At 57.9% G+C, this 25,300-nt stretch carries 27 protein-coding genes and 1 pseudogene; 14 read left to right on the top strand and 14 right to left on the bottom strand.

Annotated elements, in window-relative coordinates:
* The first annotated feature begins 128 nt into the window (after nt 1-128).
* Entirely contained in the window at nt 129-1,502 is a 1,374-nt protein-coding gene (gene ppnN / locus EL257_RS11000; protein WP_126362460.1) for a nucleotide 5'-monophosphate nucleosidase PpnN, read from the top strand.
* 232 nt (nt 1,503-1,734) lie between these two features.
* On the opposite strand, the gene EL257_RS10995 is transcribed toward ppnN, so the two are convergent.
* From EL257_RS10995 to EL257_RS10985, 3 genes are all read right to left on the bottom strand, one after another.
* Nucleotides 1,735-3,162 (bottom strand): FAD/NAD(P)-binding protein, encoded by a 1,428-nt coding sequence (locus EL257_RS10995; RefSeq protein WP_126362458.1) that lies wholly within the window; start codon nt 3,160-3,162, stop codon nt 1,735-1,737.
* Between the two features lie 146 nt (nt 3,163-3,308).
* Complete coding sequence (locus EL257_RS10990) at nt 3,309-3,644, bottom strand: hypothetical protein (RefSeq protein WP_126362456.1); 336 nt, start codon at nt 3,642-3,644, stop codon at nt 3,309-3,311.
* 145 nt (nt 3,645-3,789) lie between these two features.
* Nucleotides 3,790-4,353 (bottom strand): helix-turn-helix domain-containing protein, encoded by a 564-nt coding sequence (locus EL257_RS10985; protein WP_126368051.1) that lies wholly within the window; start codon nt 4,351-4,353, stop codon nt 3,790-3,792.
* A gap of 85 nt (nt 4,354-4,438) precedes the next feature.
* Between EL257_RS10985 and EL257_RS10980 the strand changes: the two genes are divergently transcribed.
* The 7 genes from EL257_RS10980 (at nt 4,439) to EL257_RS10950 (ending at nt 11,639) form a co-directional block, all read left to right on the top strand.
* Entirely contained in the window at nt 4,439-5,377 is a 939-nt protein-coding gene (locus EL257_RS10980; RefSeq protein ID WP_126362454.1) for a DMT family transporter, read from the top strand.
* Between the two features lie 204 nt (nt 5,378-5,581).
* Nucleotides 5,582-8,500: a monovalent cation/H+ antiporter subunit A gene (locus EL257_RS10975; RefSeq protein ID WP_126362452.1), complete on the top strand. Its 2,919-nt coding sequence runs from the start codon at nt 5,582-5,584 to the stop codon at nt 8,498-8,500.
* A complete protein-coding gene (locus EL257_RS10970) occupies nt 8,500-8,844 on the top strand; it encodes a Na+/H+ antiporter subunit C (RefSeq protein WP_016775082.1) in 345 nt (114 codons plus the stop codon). The genes EL257_RS10975 and EL257_RS10970 overlap by 1 nt, the downstream gene beginning before the upstream one ends.
* Nucleotides 8,841-10,520 carry a monovalent cation/H+ antiporter subunit D gene (locus tag EL257_RS10965; RefSeq protein WP_126362450.1) on the top strand — a complete coding sequence of 560 codons (1,680 nt, stop codon included), beginning with the start codon at nt 8,841-8,843 and terminating at the stop codon, nt 10,518-10,520. The genes EL257_RS10970 and EL257_RS10965 overlap by 4 nt, the downstream gene beginning before the upstream one ends.
* The gene (locus tag EL257_RS10960; RefSeq protein ID WP_126362448.1) at nt 10,517-11,005 is read left to right on the top strand and encodes a Na+/H+ antiporter subunit E; all 489 of its coding nucleotides are present in this window, start codon (nt 10,517-10,519) and stop codon (nt 11,003-11,005) included. Before EL257_RS10965 ends, EL257_RS10960 begins: the two co-directional genes overlap by 4 nt.
* Nucleotides 11,002-11,280, top strand: coding sequence for a K+/H+ antiporter subunit F (locus EL257_RS10955; protein ID WP_126362446.1), 279 nt, complete (start codon nt 11,002-11,004; stop codon nt 11,278-11,280). The genes EL257_RS10960 and EL257_RS10955 overlap by 4 nt, the downstream gene beginning before the upstream one ends.
* Entirely contained in the window at nt 11,277-11,639 is a 363-nt protein-coding gene (locus EL257_RS10950) for a Na+/H+ antiporter subunit G (protein ID WP_126362444.1), read from the top strand. Before EL257_RS10955 ends, EL257_RS10950 begins: the two co-directional genes overlap by 4 nt.
* Nucleotides 11,640-11,731: 92 nt before the next feature.
* Here the strand turns inward: EL257_RS10950 and EL257_RS10945 are convergent, their stop codons facing one another.
* From EL257_RS10945 to EL257_RS10930, 4 genes are all read right to left on the bottom strand, one after another.
* Nucleotides 11,732-12,172 carry a DUF3995 domain-containing protein gene (locus tag EL257_RS10945; RefSeq protein WP_126362442.1) on the bottom strand — a complete coding sequence of 147 codons (441 nt, stop codon included), beginning with the start codon at nt 12,170-12,172 and terminating at the stop codon, nt 11,732-11,734.
* A 140-nt stretch (nt 12,173-12,312) separates the two neighbouring features.
* Entirely contained in the window at nt 12,313-13,329 is a 1,017-nt protein-coding gene (locus EL257_RS10940; protein ID WP_126362440.1) for an ABC transporter substrate-binding protein, read from the bottom strand.
* A gap of 127 nt (nt 13,330-13,456) precedes the next feature.
* Nucleotides 13,457-13,654, bottom strand: a complete 198-nt coding sequence (locus tag EL257_RS27945) for a hypothetical protein (RefSeq protein WP_126368049.1) — start codon at nt 13,652-13,654, stop codon at nt 13,457-13,459.
* A 5-nt stretch (nt 13,655-13,659) separates the two neighbouring features.
* Complete coding sequence (locus EL257_RS10930; RefSeq protein ID WP_126362438.1) at nt 13,660-14,130, bottom strand: hypothetical protein; 471 nt, start codon at nt 14,128-14,130, stop codon at nt 13,660-13,662.
* Between the two features lie 397 nt (nt 14,131-14,527).
* Between EL257_RS10930 and EL257_RS27940 the strand changes: the two genes are divergently transcribed.
* Entirely contained in the window at nt 14,528-14,803 is a 276-nt protein-coding gene (locus tag EL257_RS27940; protein WP_126362436.1) for a hypothetical protein, read from the top strand.
* A gap of 47 nt (nt 14,804-14,850) precedes the next feature.
* Nucleotides 14,851-15,090, top strand: a complete 240-nt coding sequence (locus tag EL257_RS10920; protein ID WP_419866595.1) for a DUF2789 family protein — start codon at nt 14,851-14,853, stop codon at nt 15,088-15,090.
* Nucleotides 15,091-15,096: 6 nt separating this feature from the next.
* Here EL257_RS10920 and EL257_RS10915 read toward each other — a convergent pair whose 3' ends face one another.
* The 3 genes from EL257_RS10915 to EL257_RS10905 form a co-directional block, all read right to left on the bottom strand.
* Nucleotides 15,097-15,300: a hypothetical protein gene (locus EL257_RS10915; protein ID WP_126362432.1), complete on the bottom strand. Its 204-nt coding sequence runs from the start codon at nt 15,298-15,300 to the stop codon at nt 15,097-15,099.
* Between the two features lie 107 nt (nt 15,301-15,407).
* The gene (locus EL257_RS10910) at nt 15,408-16,631 is read right to left on the bottom strand and encodes a methyl-accepting chemotaxis protein (protein ID WP_419866618.1); all 1,224 of its coding nucleotides are present in this window, start codon (nt 16,629-16,631) and stop codon (nt 15,408-15,410) included.
* A 602-nt stretch (nt 16,632-17,233) separates the two neighbouring features.
* Nucleotides 17,234-17,638 carry a TraR/DksA family transcriptional regulator gene (locus tag EL257_RS10905; protein ID WP_003225981.1) on the bottom strand — a complete coding sequence of 135 codons (405 nt, stop codon included), beginning with the start codon at nt 17,636-17,638 and terminating at the stop codon, nt 17,234-17,236.
* A 310-nt stretch (nt 17,639-17,948) separates the two neighbouring features.
* On the opposite strand from EL257_RS10905, the pseudogene EL257_RS10900 reads away from it, so the two are divergent.
* The 3 genes and pseudogenes from EL257_RS10900 to EL257_RS10890 all read left to right on the top strand — a co-directional run.
* Nucleotides 17,949-18,101 (top strand): annotated as a pseudogene (locus EL257_RS10900) (MurR/RpiR family transcriptional regulator); the annotation flags it as partial.
* Nucleotides 18,102-18,161: 60 nt separating this feature from the next.
* Nucleotides 18,162-18,767, top strand: coding sequence for a glutathione S-transferase family protein (locus EL257_RS10895; protein ID WP_126362428.1), 606 nt, complete (start codon nt 18,162-18,164; stop codon nt 18,765-18,767).
* 2 nt (nt 18,768-18,769) lie between these two features.
* On the top strand, nt 18,770-19,876 hold the full coding sequence (locus tag EL257_RS10890; protein ID WP_126362426.1) for a DNA alkylation repair protein: 1,107 nt from the start codon (nt 18,770-18,772) through the stop codon (nt 19,874-19,876).
* A 155-nt stretch (nt 19,877-20,031) separates the two neighbouring features.
* Here EL257_RS10890 and EL257_RS10885 read toward each other — a convergent pair whose 3' ends face one another.
* The 4 genes from EL257_RS10885 to EL257_RS10870 all read right to left on the bottom strand — a co-directional run bounded on the left by EL257_RS10885 (nt 20,032) and on the right by EL257_RS10870 (nt 23,140).
* A complete protein-coding gene (locus tag EL257_RS10885; RefSeq protein WP_126362424.1) occupies nt 20,032-20,328 on the bottom strand; it encodes a hypothetical protein in 297 nt (98 codons plus the stop codon).
* Nucleotides 20,329-20,440: 112 nt separating this feature from the next.
* Complete coding sequence (locus EL257_RS10880) at nt 20,441-21,100, bottom strand: DUF2931 family protein (RefSeq protein WP_126362422.1); 660 nt, start codon at nt 21,098-21,100, stop codon at nt 20,441-20,443.
* A complete protein-coding gene (locus tag EL257_RS10875; RefSeq protein WP_126362420.1) occupies nt 21,100-22,641 on the bottom strand; it encodes a T6SS phospholipase effector Tle1-like catalytic domain-containing protein in 1,542 nt (513 codons plus the stop codon). Before EL257_RS10875 ends, EL257_RS10880 begins: the two co-directional genes overlap by 1 nt.
* Before the next feature lie 139 nt (nt 22,642-22,780).
* Nucleotides 22,781-23,140, bottom strand: a complete 360-nt coding sequence (locus EL257_RS10870) for a DUF6124 family protein (protein WP_126362418.1) — start codon at nt 23,138-23,140, stop codon at nt 22,781-22,783.
* Nucleotides 23,141-23,868: 728 nt separating this feature from the next.
* Here EL257_RS10870 and gabP point away from each other — a divergent pair.
* A complete protein-coding gene (gene gabP, locus EL257_RS10865; protein ID WP_126362416.1) occupies nt 23,869-25,269 on the top strand; it encodes a GABA permease in 1,401 nt (466 codons plus the stop codon).
* The last annotated feature ends 31 nt before the right edge of the window (nt 25,270-25,300 follow it).

Genomic DNA, 25,300 nt, shown 5'->3' with positions numbered 1-25,300 from the left:
TTTCATCTTTTCAGCGTCCAACGGGGACATGGCGGTATAGCGCAGATCGTGCCATCTTCATTCATGGATACACACTATTCGGATGCCATTGCCCAGATGGGTGATGACATCGTTTTAAGGATCATTGCATGACCCAACGACACGTAATCAACGCCTCGGTCAGCCCGAAAGGCAGCCTGGAAACCCTTTCTCAACGTGAAGTTCAGCAACTGAGCGAAGCCGGATCCGGCAGCACCTATACCCTCTTCCGCCAGTGCGCCCTGGCCATCCTCAATACCGGCGCCCATGTTGATAACGCCAAGACCATCCTCGAAGCCTACAAGGACTTCGAAATCCGCATTCACCAACAGGATCGCGGCGTACGCCTGGAGCTGCTGAACGCTCCGGCCGATGCGTTCGTCGACGGCGAAATGATCGCCAGCACTCGTGAAATGCTCTTCAGCGCCCTGCGCGACATCGTCTACACCGAGAACGAACTCGACAGCCAGCGCATCGACCTGAGCACCTCGCAAGGCATCAGCGATTACGTCTTCCATCTGCTGCGCAATGCCCGAACGCTGCGACCGGGCGTCGAGCCGAAGATTGTGGTGTGCTGGGGCGGGCACTCGATCAACACCGAAGAATACAAATACACCAAGAAAGTCGGCCACGAACTGGGCCTGCGCAGTCTCGACATTTGCACCGGCTGCGGCCCAGGCGTCATGAAGGGCCCGATGAAAGGCGCGACCATCGCCCACGCCAAACAACGCATCCACGGCGGCCGCTACCTGGGCCTGACCGAGCCAGGGATCATCGCTGCTGAAGCGCCGAACCCGATCGTCAATGAGCTGGTGATCCTGCCGGACATCGAAAAACGTCTGGAAGCGTTCGTGCGCGTCGGCCACGGCATCATCATTTTCCCGGGCGGCGCCGGTACTGCGGAAGAGTTTCTCTACCTGTTGGGCATTTTGATGCATCCGGGCAACGAAGGTCTGCCCTTCCCGGTCATCCTCACCGGGCCGAAACATGCCGCGCCGTATCTGGAACAACTCGACGCGTTCGTCATTGCGACACTCGGCGAAGCGGCGAAGCGGCATTACGAAATCATCATCGATGATCCCGCCGAAGTCGCGCGGCAGATGACTCAGGGCCTGAAAGCGGTAAAGCAGTTCCGTCGCGAACGCAACGACGCGTTCCACTTCAACTGGCTGTTGAAGATCGATGAAGGATTCCAGCGTCCGTTCGATCCGACTCACGAAAACATGGCCAACCTGAAACTGCACCGCGACCAGCCACCGCATGAACTGGCAGCCAACCTGCGCCGGGCGTTTTCCGGGATCGTCGCGGGTAACGTCAAGGACAAAGGTATTCGCCTGATCGAGGAACACGGGCCTTATCAGATCCGTGGCGATGCAGCGATCATGCAACCGCTTGATGCACTGCTCAAAGCCTTCGTGGCCCAGCACCGGATGAAACTGCCGGGCGGCGCGGCGTATGTGCCGTGTTATCGGGTGGTTGCTTAATCTGTTTCGGGCCCCACAAATTTCTGTGGGGGCTGGCTTGCCAGCGATTGCGGCAGATCAGAAATTGATGTCGTCTGACACATCGGCATCGCTAGCAGGGCTAGCTCCCACAGGGGGTTGGGATGCATGCAAGTTCGCGTGCAACCCTCAATGTGGGAGCTGACACAGCGGCATTCGTCCCCGATCAAATGTGGGAGCCAGCCCTGCTGGCGATGGGGCCTGAAGATCTCTCTCAGACTGCCAACCGCGCCGCCAACGCTTTAGCTTGCGCTGCCACATCCGTCACCGCCGTACTTTCCCACCACATCCCGCGCAATGGCGGGCCCATCGCGAACAACTGACAGCTAACCCGCCCTTGGGCATCCAGTACCGCGCCATCAACGGTGGCGGCAATCCCCAGCGCCAATGGCCCCGGCTGTACCAGTCCTCGAGCCAACAATTGCTGGGGTAACGGTCGCGCGACCCGGCGCCAATCGTATTCGATGCCACTGGAGTTGATCAGCGCAGCGCCCTGCACCACACAAGTTTCGGTCTCGCCGCGACGGCGGATACGAATACCGACACCGGTTTCCTGACCTTTCTCCAGCCCCTTGAACGAAGCAGCGTGAATCCGCAGTCGACCTGCGCTTTGCAAGCGCTCCACCAACTCTGCGCTCAGAGGCGGCGAGCGATGATGATGGCTTTCCCACCACGGCCGCACATGCCGTACGAATTGTCGCCGCTGTGCGTCGGTCGCCTGACTCCACAGCCGAGCGATATGCACACGCACCGTGTCCAGCGGTGCTTGCCAATCAATGCCTTGTGCCACCGCGTCAGCGCATTGCCGACGCACTTCCCGCAGCAACTGTCGCGGTGTGCGAATGCGGTGATTCTCACCGAGAAAATCCACCCAGCCCGGCGGCTGTCTGCGCACATGTGGCAACAGACCGTGCCGCGAAAACACCTCGATTGGCCCGCGATGCCCGGCCTGCTCCAGCGATACCACGGCATCGACCATGGTCAGGCCGGAACCGATGATCAGCACGGTCGACTGCGGATCGAGTTGACGCATGGCCGCGACATCCCAGGGATCCAGTGCCGCCGCGTTGAGTCCGCTGGATTGTTTCTGTGGGGTTCTGGCGGCAGGAAACATCCCGGTGGCGAGGACCGCAAAGTCTCCGCGCAATTGCTCGCCGTCATTCAGCGTGAGCAACACAGAATCATTTTCAAGCTGCAGGGCGACGACCTCAGCGCAGACATGCTCGACACTTGAACCTTGTTGCTCGCCCAGCCTCCGCGCTTCTGCCAGACGCTGCTGCACATAAACACCGAACAATCCCCGAGGCGGAAACAGCTCCCTGACCGGCACATCCTGTTCAGCGGACTCAGGCCAGCCGCCAGCGGCAATATGCTCGGTCAGCCATTGCGTCAGATCATCAGGATTGTCTGGATCAACGCTCATCCGCGCGGCATTGCCGTTGAGCGTATGGCCCAGTTCCACAGCGCTGTAGGCCTCGCCACGCCCGAGTTCTGCACGCGGTTCAATGATGAGGATGTTTCGCCTGACTGGCTGACGCAACAGTTGTACTGCGAGCATGGTGCCGCTGAGGCCGCCGCCGATGATAAGAACATGGGCGTACTGGTCTACTGCGCTTGGCGCTTTATTTGGAAGCTCACTCATACCCGTCTTGATCCACTTCTTGAGAAGCTGCCGACGATCCCACATTAACGTCTTCGCCGCATTAGCAGATGAAACCACAACAGAACAAGCAAAAACGCTCATCTCAGAGGGTTCAAAGATGAGCGTTCCCAGTTTGTATCAACGGACTAGCGTACTAATTCGATTGAATAGGACACGGGCAACGATCGATACTCGTTCCCAAAATCGCTTCCAAGAAAAACCGAGTATATAAACTCCACTTTCCCCTGGCCCGAGTGATCAAGGAACACGCTCTTGGATAGAGGTAACTCGAGAGGAAATTGTGGGTCCCGTCCCACAAGATACAAGTCTCCTGCCACTTTCCCATTGATCATCACCAATACTTGATCGTCCTCATGCACGACATCCCATTCAGCAATAACAGCCGTTCCGCCATTATCAACAGCTTGCAATTTGATCACGCCATTGACTGCTTCTTTGATTTGCAACGGCTGAAAATCCATGCCCTTACTCCTTAGCAAATAGCCAGCATGGGAAACCATACCGGGTGGCAAAAGCGCCAAGGACTATTAGCACATCAGCAGCCACCTTGGTCTACTGTCAGAAATTACAGGTGGGGCACTAAAACCGACGAAAGGTCAAAGACGTTCAGATCACCACATTACGTACAAACCGCGCGGCGACGTCGCCATCGTTGCGATACGAATGCGGCTGATTGCTGGCGAACATGAAGAACTCTCCCTTGCCGATAAGCTGCGGCTGAGCGCCCAGCATCAGTGTCAAACAACCTTCGAAGACGTAGATCTGCTCGCTCCAGCCCTCGGCGTCCGGCTGCGAAGGGTAGACTTCGCCCGGCTGCAAACACCATTCCCATTGCTCAACTGCACGACTCGCGCTGGCTTTCGACAGCAGGATCGCTCTGCTGCCAGGGATGGAACCCGCCCAAGCGACCTCGTTGATCCGGCTCGGATCGCGGGCGTCTGGCGCCTGGATAAGGTCGCTGAACGCCACATCGAGTGCCTCGGCGACCCGATCAAGGGTGGTCAGGCTGACGTTTTTTTCTCCCGCCTCGATGGCTACCAACATCCGCCGGCTGACACCGGATTTTTCTGCCAGCGCGGTCTGGCTCATATCGGCGGCGTGACGCAAACGCCGGACGTTCTGACTGACGTGTTGCAGGACGGATGCTCGATGCGTGGAATCTTTGTGCACTATATTGCTCACTCGGCGAAGTTGGGCAGTATACTGCGCAACGTTGGGCGCATTGTGCGTCCTGCCTTTTACTTTGCGCAAGGTCATGACGTCGTTGAACAACTCTCCCACCTTTCTCCGTTTCTCCCGATTCAGCAAAGCCGAGTGCGTGCTGGTGCTGATCACCATGATCTGGGGCGGCACGTTCTTGCTGGTTCAGCACGCCATGACCGTCAGCGGGCCAATGTTTTTCGTAGGCCTGCGTTTTGCTGCAGCGGCTGGTATCGTCGCGCTGTTCTCGTGGCGTCATCTGCGTGATCTGACCTTGTTCGAGCTCAGGGCCGGCGCCTTTATCGGCGTGGCTATCATGCTCGGTTACGGCTTGCAGACGGTTGGCCTGCAAAGTATTCCGAGCAGTCAGTCGGCTTTCATTACCGCGTTGTATGTTCCTTTCGTGCCGTTGCTGCAATGGCTGGTGCTCGGGCGGCGTCCGGGGTTGATGCCAAGCATCGGCATCATGTTGGCCTTCGCCGGTTTGATGTTGCTGTCGGGGCCGTCCGGGGCTGCGCTGAATTTCAGTCCGGGTGAAATCGTCACGTTGATCAGCGCCATCGCGATTGCCGCCGAGATCATTTTGATCAGCACCTACGCAGGCCAAGTGGACGTGCGCCGGGTGACGGTCGTGCAATTGGCAACGACGGCGGTGTTATCTTTTTTGATGGTAGTGCCGACAGGCGAAGTGCTGCCTGACTTCTCCTGGACGTTGCTGGTCACAGCCCTTGGGCTGGGCGCTGCAAGTGCTGCAATTCAGGTCGCTATGAACTGGGCGCAGAAGAGTGTTTCGCCGACGCGGGCCACGCTGATTTATGCCGGAGAGCCAGTGTGGGCCGGCATCGTCGGGCGGATCGCCGGCGAGCGGCTGCCAGCGATTGCACTGGTCGGCGCCGGATTGATTGTTGCGGCGGTGATTGTCAGTGAGTTGAAGACCAAGGGTAAGGTGGTTGCTGAAATTGATGAAGGGATGGAGAGTGAGAGCGGTAATTGAATGGAGCACAAGATCGCAGCCTTCGGCAGCTCCTACACTTGGTCCATATCGCGACGATGAGATTTTCCACCCGCCTGATGTCCCTGAAATAAGGCCAAGTACAAAATTCCCGACTACTTTGTAGGATTCTGAGACATCCTGGCGTTTGGTGATCGGGGAGCTGGCACGTATGATGCTTCACAAACCTCCGCAGATTAGAAGCCTATGTCCCTGATAGTTCTACTGCTTCTGCCATTCATTGGCAGCTGTCTGGCAGCGGTGCTGCCTCACAATGCGCGTAACGCCGAATCTCTGCTCGCAGGTTTGGTCGCTCTGATTGGCACCGTCCAGGTCGCGATGCTGTACCCGCAAATCGCCCACGGTGGCGTAATCCGCGAAGAATTCATGTGGTTGCCCAGCCTCGGGCTGAACTTCATTTTGCGCATGGACGGCTTTGCCTGGCTGTTTTCCATCCTGGTGCTTGGCATCGGCTCCCTTGTTTCCTTGTATGCGCGTTATTACATGTCGCCGGATGATCCGGTGCCGCGCTTCTTCGCGTTTTTTCTAGCGTTCATGGGCGCCATGCTCGGCCTGGTCATCTCTGGCAACCTGATCCAGATCGTATTTTTCTGGGAACTGACCAGCCTGTTTTCATTCCTGTTGATCGGCTATTGGCACCACCGCTCGGACGCGCGACGTGGCGCCTATATGGCGTTGATGGTCACCGGCGCGGGCGGCTTGTGCCTGCTGGCGGGAGTGATGATTCTCGGCCATGTGGTCGGCAGCTATGACCTCGACAAGGTCCTGGCCGCCGGCGATCTGATTCGCGCACATGCCCTCTACCCTGTTCTGCTCCCCTTGATTCTTATTGGCGCGCTCAGCAAAAGCGCGCAGTTTCCCTTCCATTTCTGGCTGCCGCACGCCATGGCGGCGCCCACACCGGTTTCGGCTTATTTGCACTCGGCAACGATGGTCAAGGCCGGGGTTTTCCTGCTCGCGCGCCTGTGGCCGTCGCTGTCCGGCAGTGAAGAATGGTTTTACATTGTCAGTGGGGCCGGCGCCTGCACGCTGTTGCTCGGCGCTTATTGCGCCATGTTCCAGAACGATCTGAAAGGCCTGTTGGCCTACTCGACCATCAGCCATCTCGGTCTGATCACCTTGCTACTCGGCCTTAACAGCCCGTTGGCGGCGGTTGCAGCGGTGTTCCACATTCTCAATCACGCCACGTTCAAAGCCTCGCTGTTCATGGCCGCGGGCATCATCGATCATGAAAGCGGTACCCGCGATATCCGCAAGCTCAGCGGCTTGATCAAACTGATTCCGTACACCGCCACCCTGGCGATGGTCGCCAGCGCGTCGATGGCGGGCGTGCCGTTGCTCAACGGTTTCTTGTCGAAAGAAATGTTCTTCGCCGAAACGGTGTTCATCAACGCCACGGCGTGGGTCGAAACCAGCCTGCCAATCGTGGCAACCATCGCTGGCATGTTCAGCGTCGCCTATTCGCTGCGCTTTACCGTCGATGTGTTCTTCGGCCCGAAGGCTACCGACCTGCCGCATACCCCGCATGAGCCTCCGCGCTGGATGCGTGCGCCGGTCGAACTGCTGGTGTTTACCTGCTTGCTGGTAGGGATTTTCCCCGCGCAAATCGTCGGCCCGTTGCTTGCGGCGGCGGCATTGCCGGTCGTCGGCGGTGAGCTGCCCGAATACAGCCTGGCGATCTGGCACGGCCTCAATGCACCGATGATCATGAGCCTGATCGCGATGTCCGGCGGTATCGTTCTGTATCTGCTGCTGCGCAATCAATTCAAACTCGGTCGTTTCAAATATCCGCCACTGGTGGGTCGCTTCAATGGCAAGCGCCTGTTCGAACGCAGTCTGGTGGTAATGATGCGGATGGCCCGGCGCGTCGAACGGCGCCTCGGCACCAAACGTCTGCAAATGCAGTTATTCCTGATGGTTTTGGCGGCCGTACTCGCCGGCCTGATCCCGATGCTGTACAGCACGCTGAGCTGGGGCGATCGGCCGAAGATTCCCGGGTCAGTGGTTTTCGTGACGCTGTGGCTGCTGGCGATTGCCTGCGCCCTCGGTGCCGCATGGCAAGCCAAGTACCACCGTCTCGCCGCCCTGACCATGGTCAGCGTCTGCGGTCTGATGACCTGCGTAACCTTCGTCTGGTTCTCGGCGCCAGATCTTGCGTTGACGCAACTGGCGGTCGAAGTGGTGACCACCGTGCTGATCCTGCTGGGTCTGCGCTGGTTGCCCCGGCGCATCGAAGAAGTCTCGCCACTGCCAAGCACACTGCGCAGGGCGCGGATCCGACGTCTGCGCGACTTGTTGCTGTCGATCGCGGTCGGTGGTGGCATGGCGCTGTTGTCCTACGCAATGCTCACACGACAGACACCGAACGACATCTCTTCGTTCTACCTCAGCCGCGCACTACCCGAAGGCGGTGGCAGCAACGTGGTCAACGTGATGCTCGTGGACTTCCGTGGTTTCGACACCCTCGGCGAAATTACCGTGCTGGTCGCCGTCGCGCTGACGGTATTCGCCCTGCTGCGCCGCTTCCGCCCGCCGAAAGAAAGCCTGCAACTGCCTGCCCAGCAACGCTTGCTCGCATCGGACGTGGTGACCGACCTGGTCAACCCGCGCTCGGCCAGCGACACCGCGCTCGGCTTCATGATGGTCCCGGCGGTGCTGGTGCGTCTGTTGCTGCCGATCGCGCTAGTGGTGTCGTTCTACCTGTTCATGCGTGGCCACAATCAGCCGGGTGGTGGTTTTGTTGCCGGGCTGGTGATGTCGGTAGCGTTCATCCTGCAATACATGGTCGCTGGCACGCAGTGGGTCGAAGCGCAGATGAGCCTGCGTCCATTGCGCTGGATGGGCACCGGGCTGCTGTTCGCGACCGCCACCGGTCTGGGGGCGATGCTGGTCGGCTATCCATTCCTGACCACGCACACCTGGCATTTCGAATTGCCGCTGCTAGGCGACATCCATCTCGCCAGCGCACTGTTCTTCGACATTGGCGTGTACGCCGTGGTGGTCGGGTCGACGCTGTTGATCCTCACCGCCCTCGCCCACCAATCGGTGCGGGGTCACAAGACCGCATCGCTGCCCAAATCCGTCGCCAGCAAAGGAGCCGTCTGATGGAAGAAGTCATCGCAATCGCCATCGGCATCCTCGCCGCGTCCGGGGTCTGGTTGATCCTGCGACCACGGACCTTTCAGGTGGTCATGGGCCTGTGCCTGCTGTCGTACGCAGTCAATCTGTTCATTTTCAGCATGGGCAGCCTGTTCATCGGCAAGGAGCCGGTGATCAAGGACGGTGTAACGCAAGATCTGCTGCATTACACCGATCCGCTGCCGCAGGCGCTGGTACTCACCGCAATCGTCATCAGCTTCGCCATGACGGCACTGTTCCTCGTCGTGCTGCTCGCCTCGCGTGGCTTGACCGGCACCGACCATGTCGACGGCCGGGAGCCTAAAGAATGATGGCGATGACGCATCTGATCGCCGCACCGATCCTGCTGCCGCTGCTGACCGCCGCCATCATGCTGATGCTGGGCGAGCGGCACCGGCCGCTGAAGGCAAAAATCAACCTGTTCTCCAGCCTCGTCGGCCTGTTCATTTCAGTGCTGCTATTGCAATGGACGCAGACCACAGGTGTACCCGGTTCCATCGGCGTGTACCTGCCGGGCAACTGGCAGGCACCGTTCGGCATCGTGTTGGTGGTCGACCGCCTGTCAGCCATGATGCTGGTGTTGACCGGGATCATCGGGGTCAGCGCCCTGCTGTTCGCCATGGCCCGCTGGGACGGCGCCGGCTCGAGTTTCCACGCGTTGTTCCAGATTCAACTGATGGGCCTTTATGGCGCTTTCCTGACGGCGGATCTGTTCAACCTGTTCGTCTTCTTCGAAGTGCTGCTGGCCGCATCTTATGGCTTGTTGCTGCATGGCTCGGGGCGGGCACGGGTGTCGTCGGGGCTGCATTACATTTCGATCAACCTGCTCGCCTCGTCGCTGTTCCTGATTGGCGCCGCGCTGATCTACGGCGTAACCGGCACGCTGAACATGGCCGACCTGGCGATGAAGATCCCGCTCGTACCGGAAGCCGACCTTGGCTTGCTTCACGCCGGCGCGGGGATTCTCGCCGTCGCATTTCTCGCCAAGGCCGGTATGTGGCCATTGAACTTCTGGTTGGTACCGGCTTATTCCTCGGCCAGCGCACCTGTGGCCGCCATGTTCGCAATCATGACCAAAGTCGGCGTTTACACCCTGTTGCGGTTATGGACTCTGTTGTTCTCCGGGCAGGCCGGGGCTTCGGCATTCTTCGGCGGCGACTGGCTGATCTACGGCGGCATGGTCACCATAGCCTGCGCAGCCGTCGCGGTTCTCGCAGCGCAACGCCTCGAGCGCATGGCCAGCCTGAGCATTCTGGTGTCCGCGGGCATTCTGTTATCGGCGATCGGTTTCGCCCAGCCAGACCTGATCGGCGCCGCGCTGTTCTATATGGTCAGCTCGACCCTGGCGTTGAGTGCGCTGTTCTTGCTGTCGGAGCTGATCGAGCGCTCGCGCTCGGCCAATGAAATCCCGCTGGAAGATGAAAGTGAGCTGCTGCCCCGACCGCAGGAGTCGCTGCAACCGCCCAAAGGCATCAACCTTGACGACGAGCAAAAGGCTGTCGTCGGTCAGGTCATCCCGTGGACCATGGCGTTTCTCGGCTTGGGCTTTATCGCCTGCGCGCTGCTGATCATCGGCATGCCGCCGCTGTCGGGCTTTATTGGCAAGCTCAGCCTGATCGGCGCATTGCTCAACCCGATGGGGCTGGGCAACAGCGCGCCGATTTCCATGCCCGCGTGGATTTTGTTGGCGCTGCTGATCCTTTCCGGGCTCGCATCGTTAATGGCGTTTTCGCGCTTGGGCATCCAGCGATTCTGGACGCCGGAAGAACGCCCTTCGCCGCTGCTGCGTAAACTCGAATGCGCGCCGATTTTTCTTCTGCTGGGCCTGAGCATCGTCCTCACTTTCAAGGCTGAGCCGCTGCTGCGTTACACCCAAGCCACGGCGGATGCACTGCACAATCCTCAGCAATACGTCATGGCGGTGCTCGGCACCCGCGCCGTGCTCAGTCCGGAAGCGAAAGCGGCAATGCTGGAGGTGCGGCCATGAAACGCCTGTTTCCTGCCCCATGGTTGTCGCTGGCGCTTTGGGTTCTGTGGTTGACGTTGAACCTGTCGGTCAGCCCCGGCAACTTGCTGCTCGGCGCGGCCCTCGGATTCGCCGCACCGTTGATGATGCGCAAGCTGCGGCCGAAACGCGCACGCATTCGCCGGCCAGGCACAATCATGAAGTTGTTCTTGCTCGTCGGCCGCGATGTGGTGATGTCCAACCTGATCGTCGCGTGGGGTGTACTCAACGCCGGACGCCGCCCTCCACGCTCGCACTTCGTCAAAGTGCCGTTGGAACTGCGCGATGCCCATGGCCTGGCGACGCTGGCAATGATCTGCACGGTGGTGCCCGGCACGGTATGGTCGGAGCTGGCGCTGGATCGCAGCATTTTGTTGCTGCACGTTTGGGATCTGCACGACGAAGCGCAATTCATCGAGCATTTCAAAACGACCTACGAGCGGCCGTTGATGGAGATTTTCGAATGAGCCCGTTACTGTCGAACGCGATCCTGCTGACGCTGTTCCTGTTTTCAGTGGCGATGGTCCTGACCCTGATTCGTTTGTTCAAGGGGCCATCGGCGCAGGATCGGGTATTGGCGCTGGATTATCTGTACATCGTTGCGATGCTGATGATGCTGACACTGGGGATTCGCTATTCCAGTGATACGTACTTTGAGGCAGCACTGTTGATCGCGCTGTTCGGTTTCGTCGGCTCGTTTGCCCTGGCGAAATTCCTCCTGCGTGGCGAGGTGATCGAATGAATACCGAGTTGTCTTTGTGGGTGGAAATCCCGGTGGCGACCCTGCTCGTACTCAGCGGCGTGTTTGCCTTGATCGGCGCAACCGGCTTACTGCGCATGAAGGATTATTTCCAGCGCATGCACCCGCCCGCACTGGCTTCGACCATCGGCGCGTGGTGCGTGGCACTCGCATCAATCATTTGCTTTTCAGCACTGAAATCCGGACCGGTGGTCCACGCTTGGCTGATCCCGATCCTGCTGGCGATTACGGTGCCGGTTACTACGTTGCTGTTAGCTCGCGCAGCGTTATTCCGCAAACGCATGGCTGGGGATGATGTGCCGGCGGAGGTCAGTAGCCGCCGGACCGACAGCGGTAGTTGATCGTTAAAAGATTGCAGCCTGCAGCAGCTTCTGGCTTGGAAATCCGCTGACGCAGGCTCGGGCTGCGTTCGGGCGATGTTTTGATTCAGCATTCACATCCAGGCCACCGCCAACAATCCCGCCCCCAGCACCGCGCATAACGGCGAGTACACCCAGGTATCCAGCCGGGCAAAGCGCGAATCCCTTATCTCTTTGAAAAACCCGACCAGATTGGAGTCGCCAATAGCCCGGGCGAACATCAACAGCGCAATCGCGCTGATCACCCATTGCAGCGCTTTGTGATGCACCGGCTGCATGCCCCAGCCGACTCTCATGCACACCAGAGCCGCGATCGCCAACAGCGCGCCGGCCACCACCAGCGTCAGCCAACCCGACGGATTGAATGCCGGTCGCACCGTGGCGACAAAGCCTTGGACCGGCACCTGCGGCACCACCGCTGCGGCTGCCCATTGTCCACCCAACGCCCAATACACATGCATCAGGCTGATCACTGCAAACGTTGTCACCAGCCATTGAGCCAACACAAAGGTCATGGTTAAAAATCCTTGGAAAGGGATTTGAACCAATCATCCTAGTCGCATTTTTCTCGCGCGCACGACCGGTCGGCGGTCAGCAAAACAGCTCCATCCACGCTTGCTCGCTCCGACCGTGCGCTACTGGCGCGCCAAAAACGTTATTTCAAATCAGCTGAAACCTTCTCCGCCACATCCTTCGGCAACCAAGCCTGCCACACGTCCGGATGCGCCTTCATGAACGCCTCCGCTGCTGCCCTTGGTGCGGTGTGCTTTTCGCTCATGTCCGCTAAGGCCTTGTTCAAAGGTTCAATCGGGAAATCGACCTTACTGAAGAATTCAGCGATCTGCGGATATTGCTTCTGGAAGGGTGTAGACACACCGATGGACAGCTTGGAGGCAAGCGACCGGGTCGGTTTCGGATTCGGGTTATCAGCGTCGGTCAGGGTTTTCCAGGCATCGGCATCAAACGGTGGCTCTTCCAGTTGCACCAGTTTGAACTTGCCCAGCAAAGGCGTCGGCGACCAGTAGTAGAACAGCACCGGTTTACCGCGACGAATCGAAGAACTGATCTCCGCGTCCAGCGCCGCGCCCGAACCACTGCGGAAATTGGTGTAATCGTCCTGCAAGCCATAGGCGGTCAACTTCTGTTTATTGACCACTTCCGAAGTCCAGCCGATCGGGCTGTTGAGGAAACGCCCTTTACTCGGACTCTCAGGATCCTTGAAGACATCCTTGTACTTTTTCAGATCGGTCACGCTGCGCAGGTCCGGCGCCATCGGCTTGATGCCTTTCGCCGGGTCGCCCTTGATCACGTATTCAGGCACCCACCAGCCTTCGGTCGCGCCTTTGACGGTATCACCCAGGCTGACCACTTTCCCCTCCGCTTCAGCCTTGACCCAAACGGGGCTTCGCCCGGCCCACTCTTCGCCAATGACTTGAATGTCGTTGTTGGCCAATGCGGTTTCCAGAGTGATGGTCGTGCCAGGAAGCGTGTCGGTGGGCAGTCCATAGCCTTTCTCAACGATGATCCGCAGGACATCGGTGATCAAACTGCCACTTTCCCAATTCAGGTCGGCAAAGTGGATGGGCGTTTGCGCCGCTGTCACCGATTGCGCCGACGCCAGCAACCCGATTGTGGCCACGCTGGCGGCCAATAACCGTCGAAATCCGTTCATGCATTGCACCTCGTGCTGTTCACAGCAATGGCAGGATGGCCTGACAGAAGACCGCAAGCCTCTGAATACTCAGTCAACTGACTGTAGCCGAGGTTCCTGCTTTTTCCGGGCCCTGCGCCTGACGAGCTTACAAATCAGATTTTTCCTGCAGGCTTTGCAGCTCGCGTCTGACCATGCTGGCGTATTCGGGCGGTCGCAACGCATAGATCTGCGACGCGACCCAAGTCAGCCAAGCGCCTTGAAGCTCAGTCTTCGCGGCGAACAACCGTCGGGCTTCCTGCTGCGCGTTTGCGAGGTTCTGCGAATGGAAATCGGCGCGTTTCAGGACTTTTACTCGCTGGCCTTGAAGGTCACCAGTTCGCCTTTGCGCCATTTAGCAGCCTTGGCGGTGACGGCTTTCAGGGTTTTGGTCAGACCTTCCTGCAACTGTTCATGAGCGGCGAACACCGTGACAACGCTGTGGCCTTCTTTAAACAGGATTGCATGACCGTCCGCCGTCTCAACGAAGGCGTAGTCGCCAATGCCATAAACGGTCAGTTTGATTTCGCGAAAACGGATGTCCATCTTGCCGCCTTCACGGCTGGGCAATACTGAAGCACTGAAGTGATCGCCGACCTTCAGCTTGAGCCCAGGCTTGTCATCCACCACCAGGGCGGTTTCGGTGTCGAGCTCGGCAACATAGATGCCTTCAGCGTTTTGTTCGGTGACGTAAACAAAACGCGACTGGAATTGCTTGACCAGCTTTGCACGCAAATCACCCAGCACGAACAAAGCATGCATATCGAGATTACTGACTGCCAAAGAAACATCCCCACATCTGAAAACCGCGCACGGAAAACGCGCACGGCAAAAAATAACGGTCAGGCCGATGGCACTGCCAAATCACTCAAGAGAAACCCGCAGCAAACAGAAAGCTCATTCGCGAGACTCGTAAGACTACTGGATTGTCGTCAGCAAAACTCATCCCGATGTCGCCGCGACTTGAAGGAAAAGTCTTCATCGGCGGACTGGGAAGACGACTACGAACTTTAGGGAAATTTCTCACGAAAAAAAGCACTTTTCCGACATATCGCTGGCGAAAAATTGCTTTAGATAAGCCCTGTCGTCATCAGGTGCTGACGATTCTAGAGCAGCGATGCTCACTACGACTACCCGCAACGGCCGTTATATCCCGGCCGACTGATGAAAAGGACTTCCTATGTGTACTTTGACTCATTTCGCCACGTTGGCTGACGCACGCATTACCCCACCTCTGACGATCAATGTTGCCGCACTCGATAACCTGCCGACATCGTCTGACAGTCAGCGAACCCCAATTTTTCAGGTAGTGCCAGCGGGCATCGCGTTCTTTCACATCAAGGAGATTTCCACCGGACGTGTCAGAGGTTTCCGCGGCAACCACAACGAAGCGTGCGCCCTCGCCCGTTCGTTTGAATCAAAAATCGAACTCCACGCCAGCGGCTGCCTCAGATAAGAGGAGTGAACGAACAAGCCGCACCGGCGCCGACCCTGGAGTAGATGATGGAACTGTCAAACGAGCTTAACCTGACCACCCTTTTCGACCAGCTGGGCCTGCCCTCGGACGAGGGGTCGATCAACGATTTCGTAGAAGCACATCCGCTGGATCCGGACACCAAACTTATCGACGCCGATTTCTGGTCGCCGCAACAGGCGGCCTTACTCAAGGAGTGGCTGCGAGCGGATGGCGAAGAAGCGCCCATAGTAGATGAGCTGAACGTGCGCTTGCATCGCGGCAAATAAAGGCGATCAGTGCAGGCTGTCGCCGGGCTCGATGTTCAGTTGCTCGAGCCAGGCAGCTCTGCACTCCTCCGCTTCGCCGCGACTGGCGAAGGCCGTACCGCGCCGCTCCCCGTTGAGCAAAACCACCCAGCACACGCTGCGCCCCATTGCACGTAATCCGGTCGGCACGCCACTGCCGATCATCACCGCCACATCAACTCTGCATTGCATATGCCCCCCGAAATGATTAGCTAGCTAACTAAGTCGGCAGATTATCGCTTCCCCGCGTGAGGAAACAGCATTGACGGCGCACAGCTTCATTGCATCAACGGTAACAATCAGCGTGGCTTTTCGGGCTTGTAACCCAGCCGCAGCCCACCCCAATGCCGGCCCTTGATCATGATCGGCACCGAAAGATCATGCATGAGTTCACCGGTATCACGGGTGTAGGTCTGCAACAGGACCGCTTGCTGATGACTGCCGCAGCGGATTCCGGTGCGATCGGCGAACTTGCGTTTGGTCCGATTGTTTACCGTATCGACCTTCACATCGCCGGTCAAAGGTTGGCAAAACGCCTGATTGTGCGTCGGCACATAGCCCTGCGGCGTGCAGGCAATCGCAAATACCAAACCTTCGTGGCGCGGCAACAATGGCTCCTGAATCGCCGGCAGCACCTGATCGGTATAGCGGTCGAAACGCGTTTGGAACTTGGCCGGCTCCGTGCCCGGAATCGCCTGGTAATTGCGGTCAAACAGATCTTCCAGGCTGATTTTGCCCTGCTCGACATCCGCCTCGAAATGCGCAGCAATCTGGCTCGCCCCTTCACGCGCCAGGTCGTAAATGCGTTGGTGGTAATCATCCAGGCCGACCTCGGCCAGACGCTCGCTGATGGTTTCGGCCTGGCCCTCCATCTGCACTGCGGCCTCAGCAAGGCTTCGGGTTTGTTGATCACTGATGGCCAGATCGCTGCGCATCTGTTCAATGGCTTTGAACAAACTGTCGAGTTGCTCGCGATTGGTTTGCGCGCCATTGGCGATCTCACCAACCTGCCGTTCCACATCCGCAGCCAGTCGCGCGATGTTGTCCAGATGCTCACCGGTGTGTTCGACCTGCTCGACGCCGGTGTGCAAATCGCTGGACAGCTCGCGAATCTGCTCGACGACTTGTGCGGTACGCTGCTGGATGTCGGCGACCATCTCACCGACTTCACCGGTCGCCGACGCCGTGCGGGCGGCGAGACCGCGCACCTCATCGGCGACCACCGCAAAGCCGCGTCCGTGCTCGCCCGCTCGCGCCGCTTCAATCGCCGCGTTCAGCGCCAACAGGTTGGTCTGGCTGGCAATCGACTGGATGACCAGCGTCACACGCTGAATGTCATCGCTGCGCACACTCAGTGCCTCAATCAACTCGCGGCTGGCATTGGCGCGCTGACTGAGCTGGTGCATGCGCGAGATCGAGTCGAGCAATTCCGTGCGCCCCGCCGCGCTGCTGTGATGCGCTTCGCTGGCGGCTGCCAGCGCGTCACCACTGAGCTGCGACGTTGCACGCTCGGTGGCGATCATCACCTCGGCATTGCTGACGATCCGCGCCGCCGCATCGAGTTGCGATTCGAGTTTGCTCGCCAACGCTTTCACCGAAAACGCCACGCCGGCTGCTGATAAAGCGTTATGGCTGGTGGTGTAGGAAAGGTCGCGGGTCAATTCGGAAATTGCGCTGCCGGAGTCGGCAGGCTGTGCGTCGGGAACAGCACGCGTACGCAAGCGCGGTAGCCATACAATCAGCACCGCCAAGGGCATGCCCAGATAAAGCGACCACTCACCCAGCGTCATGCCGGCCAACAACAGCATCAGGGCGATGCTTTGCAGGGTCGGTGCGATCCAGCGGTTTTTCGGCAAAAGCACTGGTGCAGGCAAAGCCCCAACCAGAGATCCGTCTCTCGTCATTTCAACACCCCACGCTTGTTCTCATTATTGTGCCTGCATTAAACGCCACTACAACGCCATTATCCATGGTCCGTTAGTCGTGGGTCTGTGGCAGGTCAATGAACAGGCGGAGAATGTTGGGGACGAGCAAAAGCAAAGATCGCAGCCCAACAGCTCCCCGTAGGAGCTGCCGAAGGCTGCGATCTTTTCCAAGCGCCCTGATTTAGGGTCACCCCACAGAATCAGGCCTGACGCTGGTGCTTGTCGATCTGCTCGTGACGCTCTTGAGCTTCGATGCAGTACTTGGTGGTCGGGCTGATCAGCAAGCGCTTCAGGCCAATGGCCTCGCCGCTGTCGTCGCACCAGCCAAAGCTGTCTTCCTTGATGCGCTCAAGGGCTTGTTCCAGTTGCGGCAGCATGCGCTGGTCGCGATCGATCGCGTTAACCAGCCAAGTGCGCTCTTCTTCAACCGAAGCCGCGTCCGCCGGGTCAGCCGGAGTGTCCAGGCTTTCGATGGCGATACGATTTTGCTCAATGCGCTCGTGGGTTTCGACTTTCATGTTTTGCAACAGCTCAGTGAAGAAAGCGTGTTGCTCTGCATTCATGTAGTCATCTGCCGGCATAGCCAGCAACTTGTCCTTTGTCATTGATATCTCTATAAAAAAACGTGCATTAAGGCGAAATAGGGAGCGTTTCGGCGATCCGTGTACGGTCGACGAAAAGGCATCGTTTATTGCAAACGCCACCCGGCACTCAATTTACGAGGGGCGGCAGTCTAAGGCCGACTTGAGGCATCAGCAACTGCAAATACAGGGAATTTGTCCGACAAAGCCCGGAAACTGCTCTGACACAGGCTTCACATGGGTCATCGGAGTGCGTTTATAGCAAGAAATTCAGTCCAGCGGCTGTATATAGAAGACAAACGGCTAACAGCACAATCCCGCATCGCCATTTTCGGACAGTGTCTTGCTGGTCAACGAGGCCAGCGCCCCGGTGTTTCGCTCGTTGAGCACGACGCTGTGTCTGTATCAGGCGTTGTTCGTGGCGGTGGCGTATCGGCTGGGATTGAATGTGGATGAGATTCACGAGCAGGCGGGGTTCGATGACTGACAATTCCTTCAGGCTGGGCTAGGTTATGCCTTCACTCGGATCGACTTGAAGGAACGCGTCATGAAACTGATCGGCATGCTGGATTCTCCTTACGTCCGTCGCGTGGCGATCTCCGCCAAGTGCTTAGGCATCGATCTCGAACACGAGTCAGTCTCAGTGTTCCGCCACTTCGAGCAATTTCAGCAGATCAACCCGGTGGTCAAAGCGCCCACGCTAATCCTCGACGACGGCGTGGTCCTGATGGATTCAACCCTCATCCTCGACTATCTCGAAGCCGCTTCAGGTAAAAGCCTGCTGCCGACGGAGCTGGGGCAGCGCGTCCATGCTCTGCGCCTGATCGGCCTCAGCCTGGCCGCCTGCGAAAAAGCCGTGCAGCTATATTACGAGCGCAATTTGCGTCCGGCTGACATTCAATTTCAACCTTGGGTTGAACGTGTTGAAAGCCAACTCGCCGCTGCCTTCACCGCCCTCGAGCAAGAACTTGTAAAGACCGGTCTGCCCACCGACGGCACCCTCGACCAGACGGGTATCAGCCTTGCCGTCGCCTGGAGCTTCACCAACCTTGTCGTCCCCGACCAGATCGACTCGCAGCGCTTCCGCCAAATCGCCCAATACACCGCCTACGCCGAAACGCTCGACGCGTTCGCCAGCACACCGATGACCTGAGCATGAGCACAACTGAAACCGCCGCCCCGGCGTTAAAGGAAATCTTCAACGCAGAGCGCCTTCGGCATATCGCTGACGAAATGAGCGCCGTGTATCCCGCGTTCAACGCAAAGGCATTTCTTGAACATGCCAATCAAGGGCTCGCCGAGTTGTCAGTGATGCAACGCATGGCCCGCGTCAGCGAAAGCTTGCACGCCGTGTTGCCGCTGGACTACGAAGATTCCCTCGATGTCCTGCGCGAACTTGCACCGCGCTTGAACAGTGGATTCGTCAGCGTGTGTCTGCCGCACTACGTCGCGAGTTACGGCGGGCATGCCTTTGAAACCTCCATGGAGGCGCTGAAGTACTTCACCACCTTCGGCTCCTCCGAATTTGCAATCCGCCATTTTCTGCGCAGCGACCTGGAACGCACGCTGGAATTGATGCACGACTGGACCCAAGACGACAACCACCACGTCCGCCGCCTCGCCAGCGAAGGCAGCCGCCCACGCCTGCCTTGGTCATTTCGTCTGGAAGCGGTGCAGGCCGATCCGCAGCTGGCCGCAGGAATTCTGGACCGGTTGAAGGTCGATGAAAGCTTGTACGTGCGCAAATCCGTGGCGAATCATTTGAACGATGTCACCAAAGTGCATCCCGAGTGGGTGCTCGACACCGTTGAAGGCTGGTCAATGGAGAACAAGCACACCGCGTGGATTGCCAGGCATGCGCTGCGGAGTTTGATCAAACAGGGTGATATGCGTGCTCTTACAGTCATCGGCGCGGGGGCGAAGGCTGAGGTCGAGTTGCTGGATGTACAAGTTGAACCGGCGGTGGTGAGGTTGGGCGAGACGATTGCGTTGTCTTTTACGGTGAAGTCGACTGTGGCGCATGAGCAACGGTTGGTGATTGATTATGCGATCGACTACGTGAAGGCGAATGGCGGCGTTTCAAGGAAGGTTTTCAAGTTGAAGACGTTGGTGTTGCCGGGGTTTGCGCGCGAAGTGGTGCAGCGGCGACAGGTGATCAAGGATTTCACGACGCGTAAGCATTTTGCCGGACGGCACGGGGTAACGGTGATGGTTAATGGGGAGGTGTTAGCAAGCGGCGCGTTCGGCATTGCCGCTGAATGAATCCTTGAAGTTCGGCATAAAAGCGAAAAGATCGCAGCCTTCGGCAGCTCCTACATGAAACACCTGCCCTGTAGGAGCTGTCGAGTGAAACGAGGCTGCGATCTTTTGATCAAACTGTTGCGCGGACGAGTTGAAGCCGCAGTGGGAGAGTCGGCTTATTCCTTAAATTCCAAGCTATCCATATCTACCTCTGCATAGCCGCCAACGTCGGCCTTATAAAGGGATACCGAGGACACCTTCAACTCAGATTGTAAAAATTCAATGAGCGTTCTGAGGCCGCCGTTCGTACCTACAGATGTCGGATGCAGAACCGTTGCCTTACCAGGCTCGTCATCGTAAGTTCTAACGAAAAACTCATCCGGCTCATGCTGAATTAGATAGTTGCAACCCCGGTACGCAAATCCCGCGTCGTAGTCGACATCATCAAAGCGCGCAGCGTTTGCAATTCTCAAAAAATAGCCTCTCGTAACTCGATGAACAGCTGCCGAACGTAACGCGGATTAGGCTTCTCTTGAGATATCGATGCTAAATTCAGTGTGTCCGTGAAAGTCAAAGGTACGCCAATTACCAGCTCCCATAAGGAATGCCGAATTTTTCGATATACCGCTTCGCCTTCTCGCTCACCGGATAAGCATAACGTCCTTGGTTCTTACCTTGACTCGGTCCCAGCGGCTCAATCTCAGCCTGCGCTCGTGCAACTTTGACCGGGTGATGACACGAGTCCCTGACCCAAACCTGCACAACTCCACCGGGAGCCAGCCCTAAGTACACGGAGGCCATGAATCTTGCTTCCTGATCAGGCGTCTGTGGGCATCGTTGATTGACAGATTGCACCATCAACTGCCGCGCCGATTCAGGAATGTCCACCCATGCTTGCCACGTTTTCTGCTCGACGATTGATTGCCAGCGAACCCAAATGCGAACAGGTAAATCTGCACCCACTACTCTTTTGCCGCTACCACCGACCCCACCAGTCCATCCGCGCGCCGATTCTGTGCCTCCTTCAGGCTCCCCCCCAGCGGCAGTGCCGCCGCCAGTCTTGTAGAAAATCTTGCCGGTAATGTCTTGAACTGAGCTGTTTTCAACCCAGACTTTCATGTAGTCCGGTTCAATGAACGCGAGCTCCCACCATTCAGACTTCGGGTCGCTTTTCGCAGACAGTGGATCAGCGGATTGGCATCCAGTAATTAGCAACGCGCACAGCAGGGTAAAAATTAGTTTCATTACCAAAGTTTCCAATCAGCTACGTGAGGATGTTGTACGCGAATCCAGTCAGCCGTAGGCACATTGATGTAAACCGCGCGGATACCACCGCCATCCCGTCGTCCGAGTGGATGGTTCCAATTTGCCGACATGTGAATGTACTTCAGCTTCAGCAACTGGTCTTCTTGCGGCGAGGTGTCGTAATTGCCTGCCAAAAATCGTTCACATATAGGCTGTAGCTCTGATGGAATTGCCAAGTCAGGTGTGTCTGGAATGTCGTTGAAACGAACGCCTTTCTCTTTTGCCAGTTGGTGCATGACTCGCAGATACACCCTGGAGAGCAAACCACTCACTGGACGCTTGAGTTGTAGTGCAGCGTAAACGCGTTGCTTACGTGGACTGAGCCTATCCTGTGGATCAACTGGCAAGAGCTGCGCAGCTGGGGTAACGATTTCGAGCATGTCTTCCGGCCAGCCTTTGGCGAGCCACTGAGTCTTTACTGTTACTGCATCACGGTAGATTGAGGTTGTGGAGACATCAGTAAATTGCGACACCTCAAGCGTTTGCATTGGACTGACGAGCACGCGTTCCTGAATCTCATCCTGATAGCCGCCGCCAAGGTCTGAGTGAACACCTGGCAGGGTGATTTCTAGGTGATCAGCTTTGACGCGGCTCAGAGCAAAATTGGCTCGGCACTCGTCACGAGCTGAAAGCTGAATAACGTCGGTAAAAAAACGGCGGTCGAGGTACAACTTGATGCCAGTTGCAATGGAGCTTTTGATGTCCCCCAGATTTGACCAGCCAGCAATTGATGGGACGGTATCGAAAAGACCGATAAAGCCCATTTTGATGCTGCCATGGTATTCCTCAAGGAACGTTCGACTGAGGCCATTTGCATTGCTGCGCAAAACCTCTCCCAGCGGCCCCTGCTTTCCACGCACGACCTCATTGGCAAAGTGGCGGGCAGCGGCAGCACCACGACTAAAACCAAAGGCATCAAATGTGAGAGAGGTGATTTCACTGTTGGGATTGGCGTCCAGCACATCCTTGATACGTGACTTGATCTCTGCAAATGACAACTGAACCCGACCCGCCACACCCGTAACACCTCGTCCAGTGCCAGCACCCAACGTGCTGTCCTCTTTACCTGATCGAGTGCCGATTCCCTCAACGTAGACCATACGGAACGCTTGCTTTTGCGAGCCATCCCCTTCGGCCTTCTGCGGTGCGAAGTAGAGGTCACTCAGTTTCTGCACGTTACTAGTGTCGTTGGCGTAACTGCTGTCAGGATCCATCATGTAGGGCTTGCAGCTTGCGGGAATATCATGCGGTGCGATGGGGTGCTGCGCGCCACAAAGTAGGCCAGCAGCCGTGTTGTTGGCGTTGTTACCAGTGCCATCGAAGAACATACCTATGCGCAGCGCAATCCCGATTTTTTCAGGCTCACGCGCGGGCGCTTTTCCATATTTCTCATACTCAGCCCAACGCTGGGCATGAATATCGACGGGTTCGGCTTCTTCGTAGCGAAAGTTTTTCGGCGGGTTGGGTACGTAGCCACTCATCCTTGGTTCCTGGTTCTGATCCTTGAGAACGGCGCGAAGGGTGACAGCCGGGGCTGTGGGGCACAAGCCGTGGCCCTCTGCCAGCGCTGTTGAGATCGCGTTTAATGACGAGGGGGTTTCCCCTCGTCGCTATGGGGCGTCAGTTCGCGACTTCGACGTTATCCAGCGCTTGGTTAACTGCGATTTCGCCGAGCATCACCACTTGTGCAATGCCGAGCGCGGTTTTGCGGTGGGAGGTGTCGAGGGTGGCGGCGAAGTTGATCAGCATTTCGCTGGCGGAGCCGAGGGTTTCGCTGGCGTTGGCGAGCAGCGATTCGCTGTTGTATTTGGGGTTGGCGAGGTACATGCGTTCGGGTTGGTTGGTGCTGGCCATGATTTGCGCAGGGCCGAGATAGTGACTCAGGGCGCGGTCGGCGGCTTCGTTGAATTTCTTCGAGTCGGCGGGTTGGTGGTGAGATGCGGGGTCGGTTTCGGGTGGGTTGGGCGTGACTTTGAACATGGTGAAACTCCTAGTAGATAAAAGGAGCCTTCACATTCGCTACCAAACGAAGGTGGCGGCCATACGCGGGTTGGTAGACCGGTAACTAGGACCCGGCACACCCGAAGGTGTCCTGCGCATGGCCACCATTAAGCAGAGATCTGATGAGGTCTGCGAACGGTTCGTGATGCGACTAGTTACGGCGGGCTACCAAACCCGATCACTGCTTTTCAGTGACCGACCAACGATAGAACCCCCGCCCTGGACGCACAAGCCAGCGGATTCTGGCTTAGTCGTAGGCAACGGCGCAAGGCATTGTAGGGCGCAGACAACTTCCTGAAGCTCCATTTAAACAACCACCCCGCTCCCCGTTTACCCATCGGCAAAAAACGGTACATATGCCGCAATGGTTCAGTCGCCGAGAGATCGAACAACCGCCACATAAATCCTGTCGCCGAACGATTCATTGCCCCTCGCCCACGCTGTGACCAGCCAGTCCCGAGCAAAAACGCAAGCATTTTTTGTGTCGATATCAGACAAGGTGATGCCGCGATCAGGCTGTTGAGCCATCAGACAGGCCGGGTAAGGTGACGCGTCTTTTCAGCAAAACAACGCCATTGCGATGATGGGTTTGATAAGAACTGCGGCGGTTGAGGGGGGCTTCCCGGGGGAAGTCCAGCAGGCAACACAGCGACCGGTTGCCCCTGTCAGTGCGCTTAAATGTCGATCAGCAGAGAATAAAAAAACCAATGATTAGCCCGAACTCCAAGGATTCGAGTGGCCAATTGGCGCAGGGCTTCAAGCCTCGTCACGTCACCATGCTGTCAATCGCCGGCATTATCGGCGCCGGTTTGTTCGTTGGCTCCGGACACGCGATTGCTGCGGCCGGGCCTGCGGTACTTCTGGCTTATCTGTTCTCGGGTTTGCTCGTCGTTCTGGTCATGCGCATGCTCGGTGAGATGGCGGTGGCCAATCCCGACACCGGCTCGTTTTCCACCTATGCCGACCAGGCCATCGGGCGCTGGGCCGGGTTTACCATCGGCTGGCTTTACTGGTGGTTCTGGGTGCTGGTGATTCCCATCGAAGCCTTGGCTGCCGGCCACGTGTTGCACCAATGGTTTCCACAGGTCGATGCCTGGCTGTTCGCCTTGATGTCGATCATTGCGTTGGTGGTGACCAATCTGTTCAGCGTGTCGAAATACGGCGAGTTCGAGTTCTGGTTTGCGATGGCCAAAGTCGTGGCGATCATCGGTTTCATTGGGGTGGGCTTCGCCGTGTTGATGGGCTGGGTGCCCGACCGCGAAGTCAGCGGCTTGACGGGGCTGATGGCGGAACACGGCGGGTTTGCCCCCAACGGCCTGTCAGCGGTCGTCGGCGCATTCATCACCATCATGTTCAGTTTCATCGGCACGGAAGCGGTGACCATCGCCGCGGCTGAATCCAATGACCCGGCGCGCAACATCGCCAAGGCTACCCGTTCAGTGATCTGGCGGATCGGCGTGTTCTACCTGTTGTCGATCTTCGTGGTGATTTCTGTCGTGCCGTGGAACGACCCGTTGCTGGCGTCGGTTGGTTCATACCAACGCGCGCTGGAAATCATGAACATCCCCAATGCCAAATTCATGGTCGACGTGGTCGTGCTGATTGCCGTGGCCAGTTGCATGAACTCTTCGATCTACATTGCTTCGCGCATGTTGTATTCGCTGGGCCGGCGTGGCGATGCGCCGAAAGCGTTGAAGGCGACCTCTTCCGAGGGCGTGCCGCGCGCGGCCGTCATCGCCAGCACCGTGCTCGGCGCAGGGATCACCGTGTGGAGCTACGTGATGCCCGCCGGGCTGTTCGAATTTCTGCTGGCCAGTTCCGGCGCGATTGCCTTGCTGGTGTATCTGGCGATTGCGGTGTCGCAGTTGCGCATGCGTAAGGTTTTGCGTCAGCGCAACGTCGAGCTGACTTTTCGCATGTGGCTGTTTCCCTGGCTGACCTGGCTGGTGATCGCGTTCATCTGCGCGGCACTGGCGGTGATGATGATCACCCCGCAGCACCGCACCGAAGTCACCACCACGATCGGACTGGCGCTGGTGATTTCCTTGCTCGGCCTCGTGACCTCGCGTCATCCAGCGCCGGCCGCTAGCGCCACTTCCGCCGGGTAATTCCCTGATGCCCCACGCTCAGGCGAGGGGC

It is taken from the genome of Pseudomonas fluorescens (genome assembly GCF_900636825.1).
GTDB classification, from domain to species: domain Bacteria; phylum Pseudomonadota; class Gammaproteobacteria; order Pseudomonadales; family Pseudomonadaceae; genus Aquipseudomonas; species Aquipseudomonas fluorescens_BG.
The sequence above is the reverse complement of the archived record's forward strand: the minus strand, read 5'-3'. Positions and strand labels throughout refer to the sequence as shown.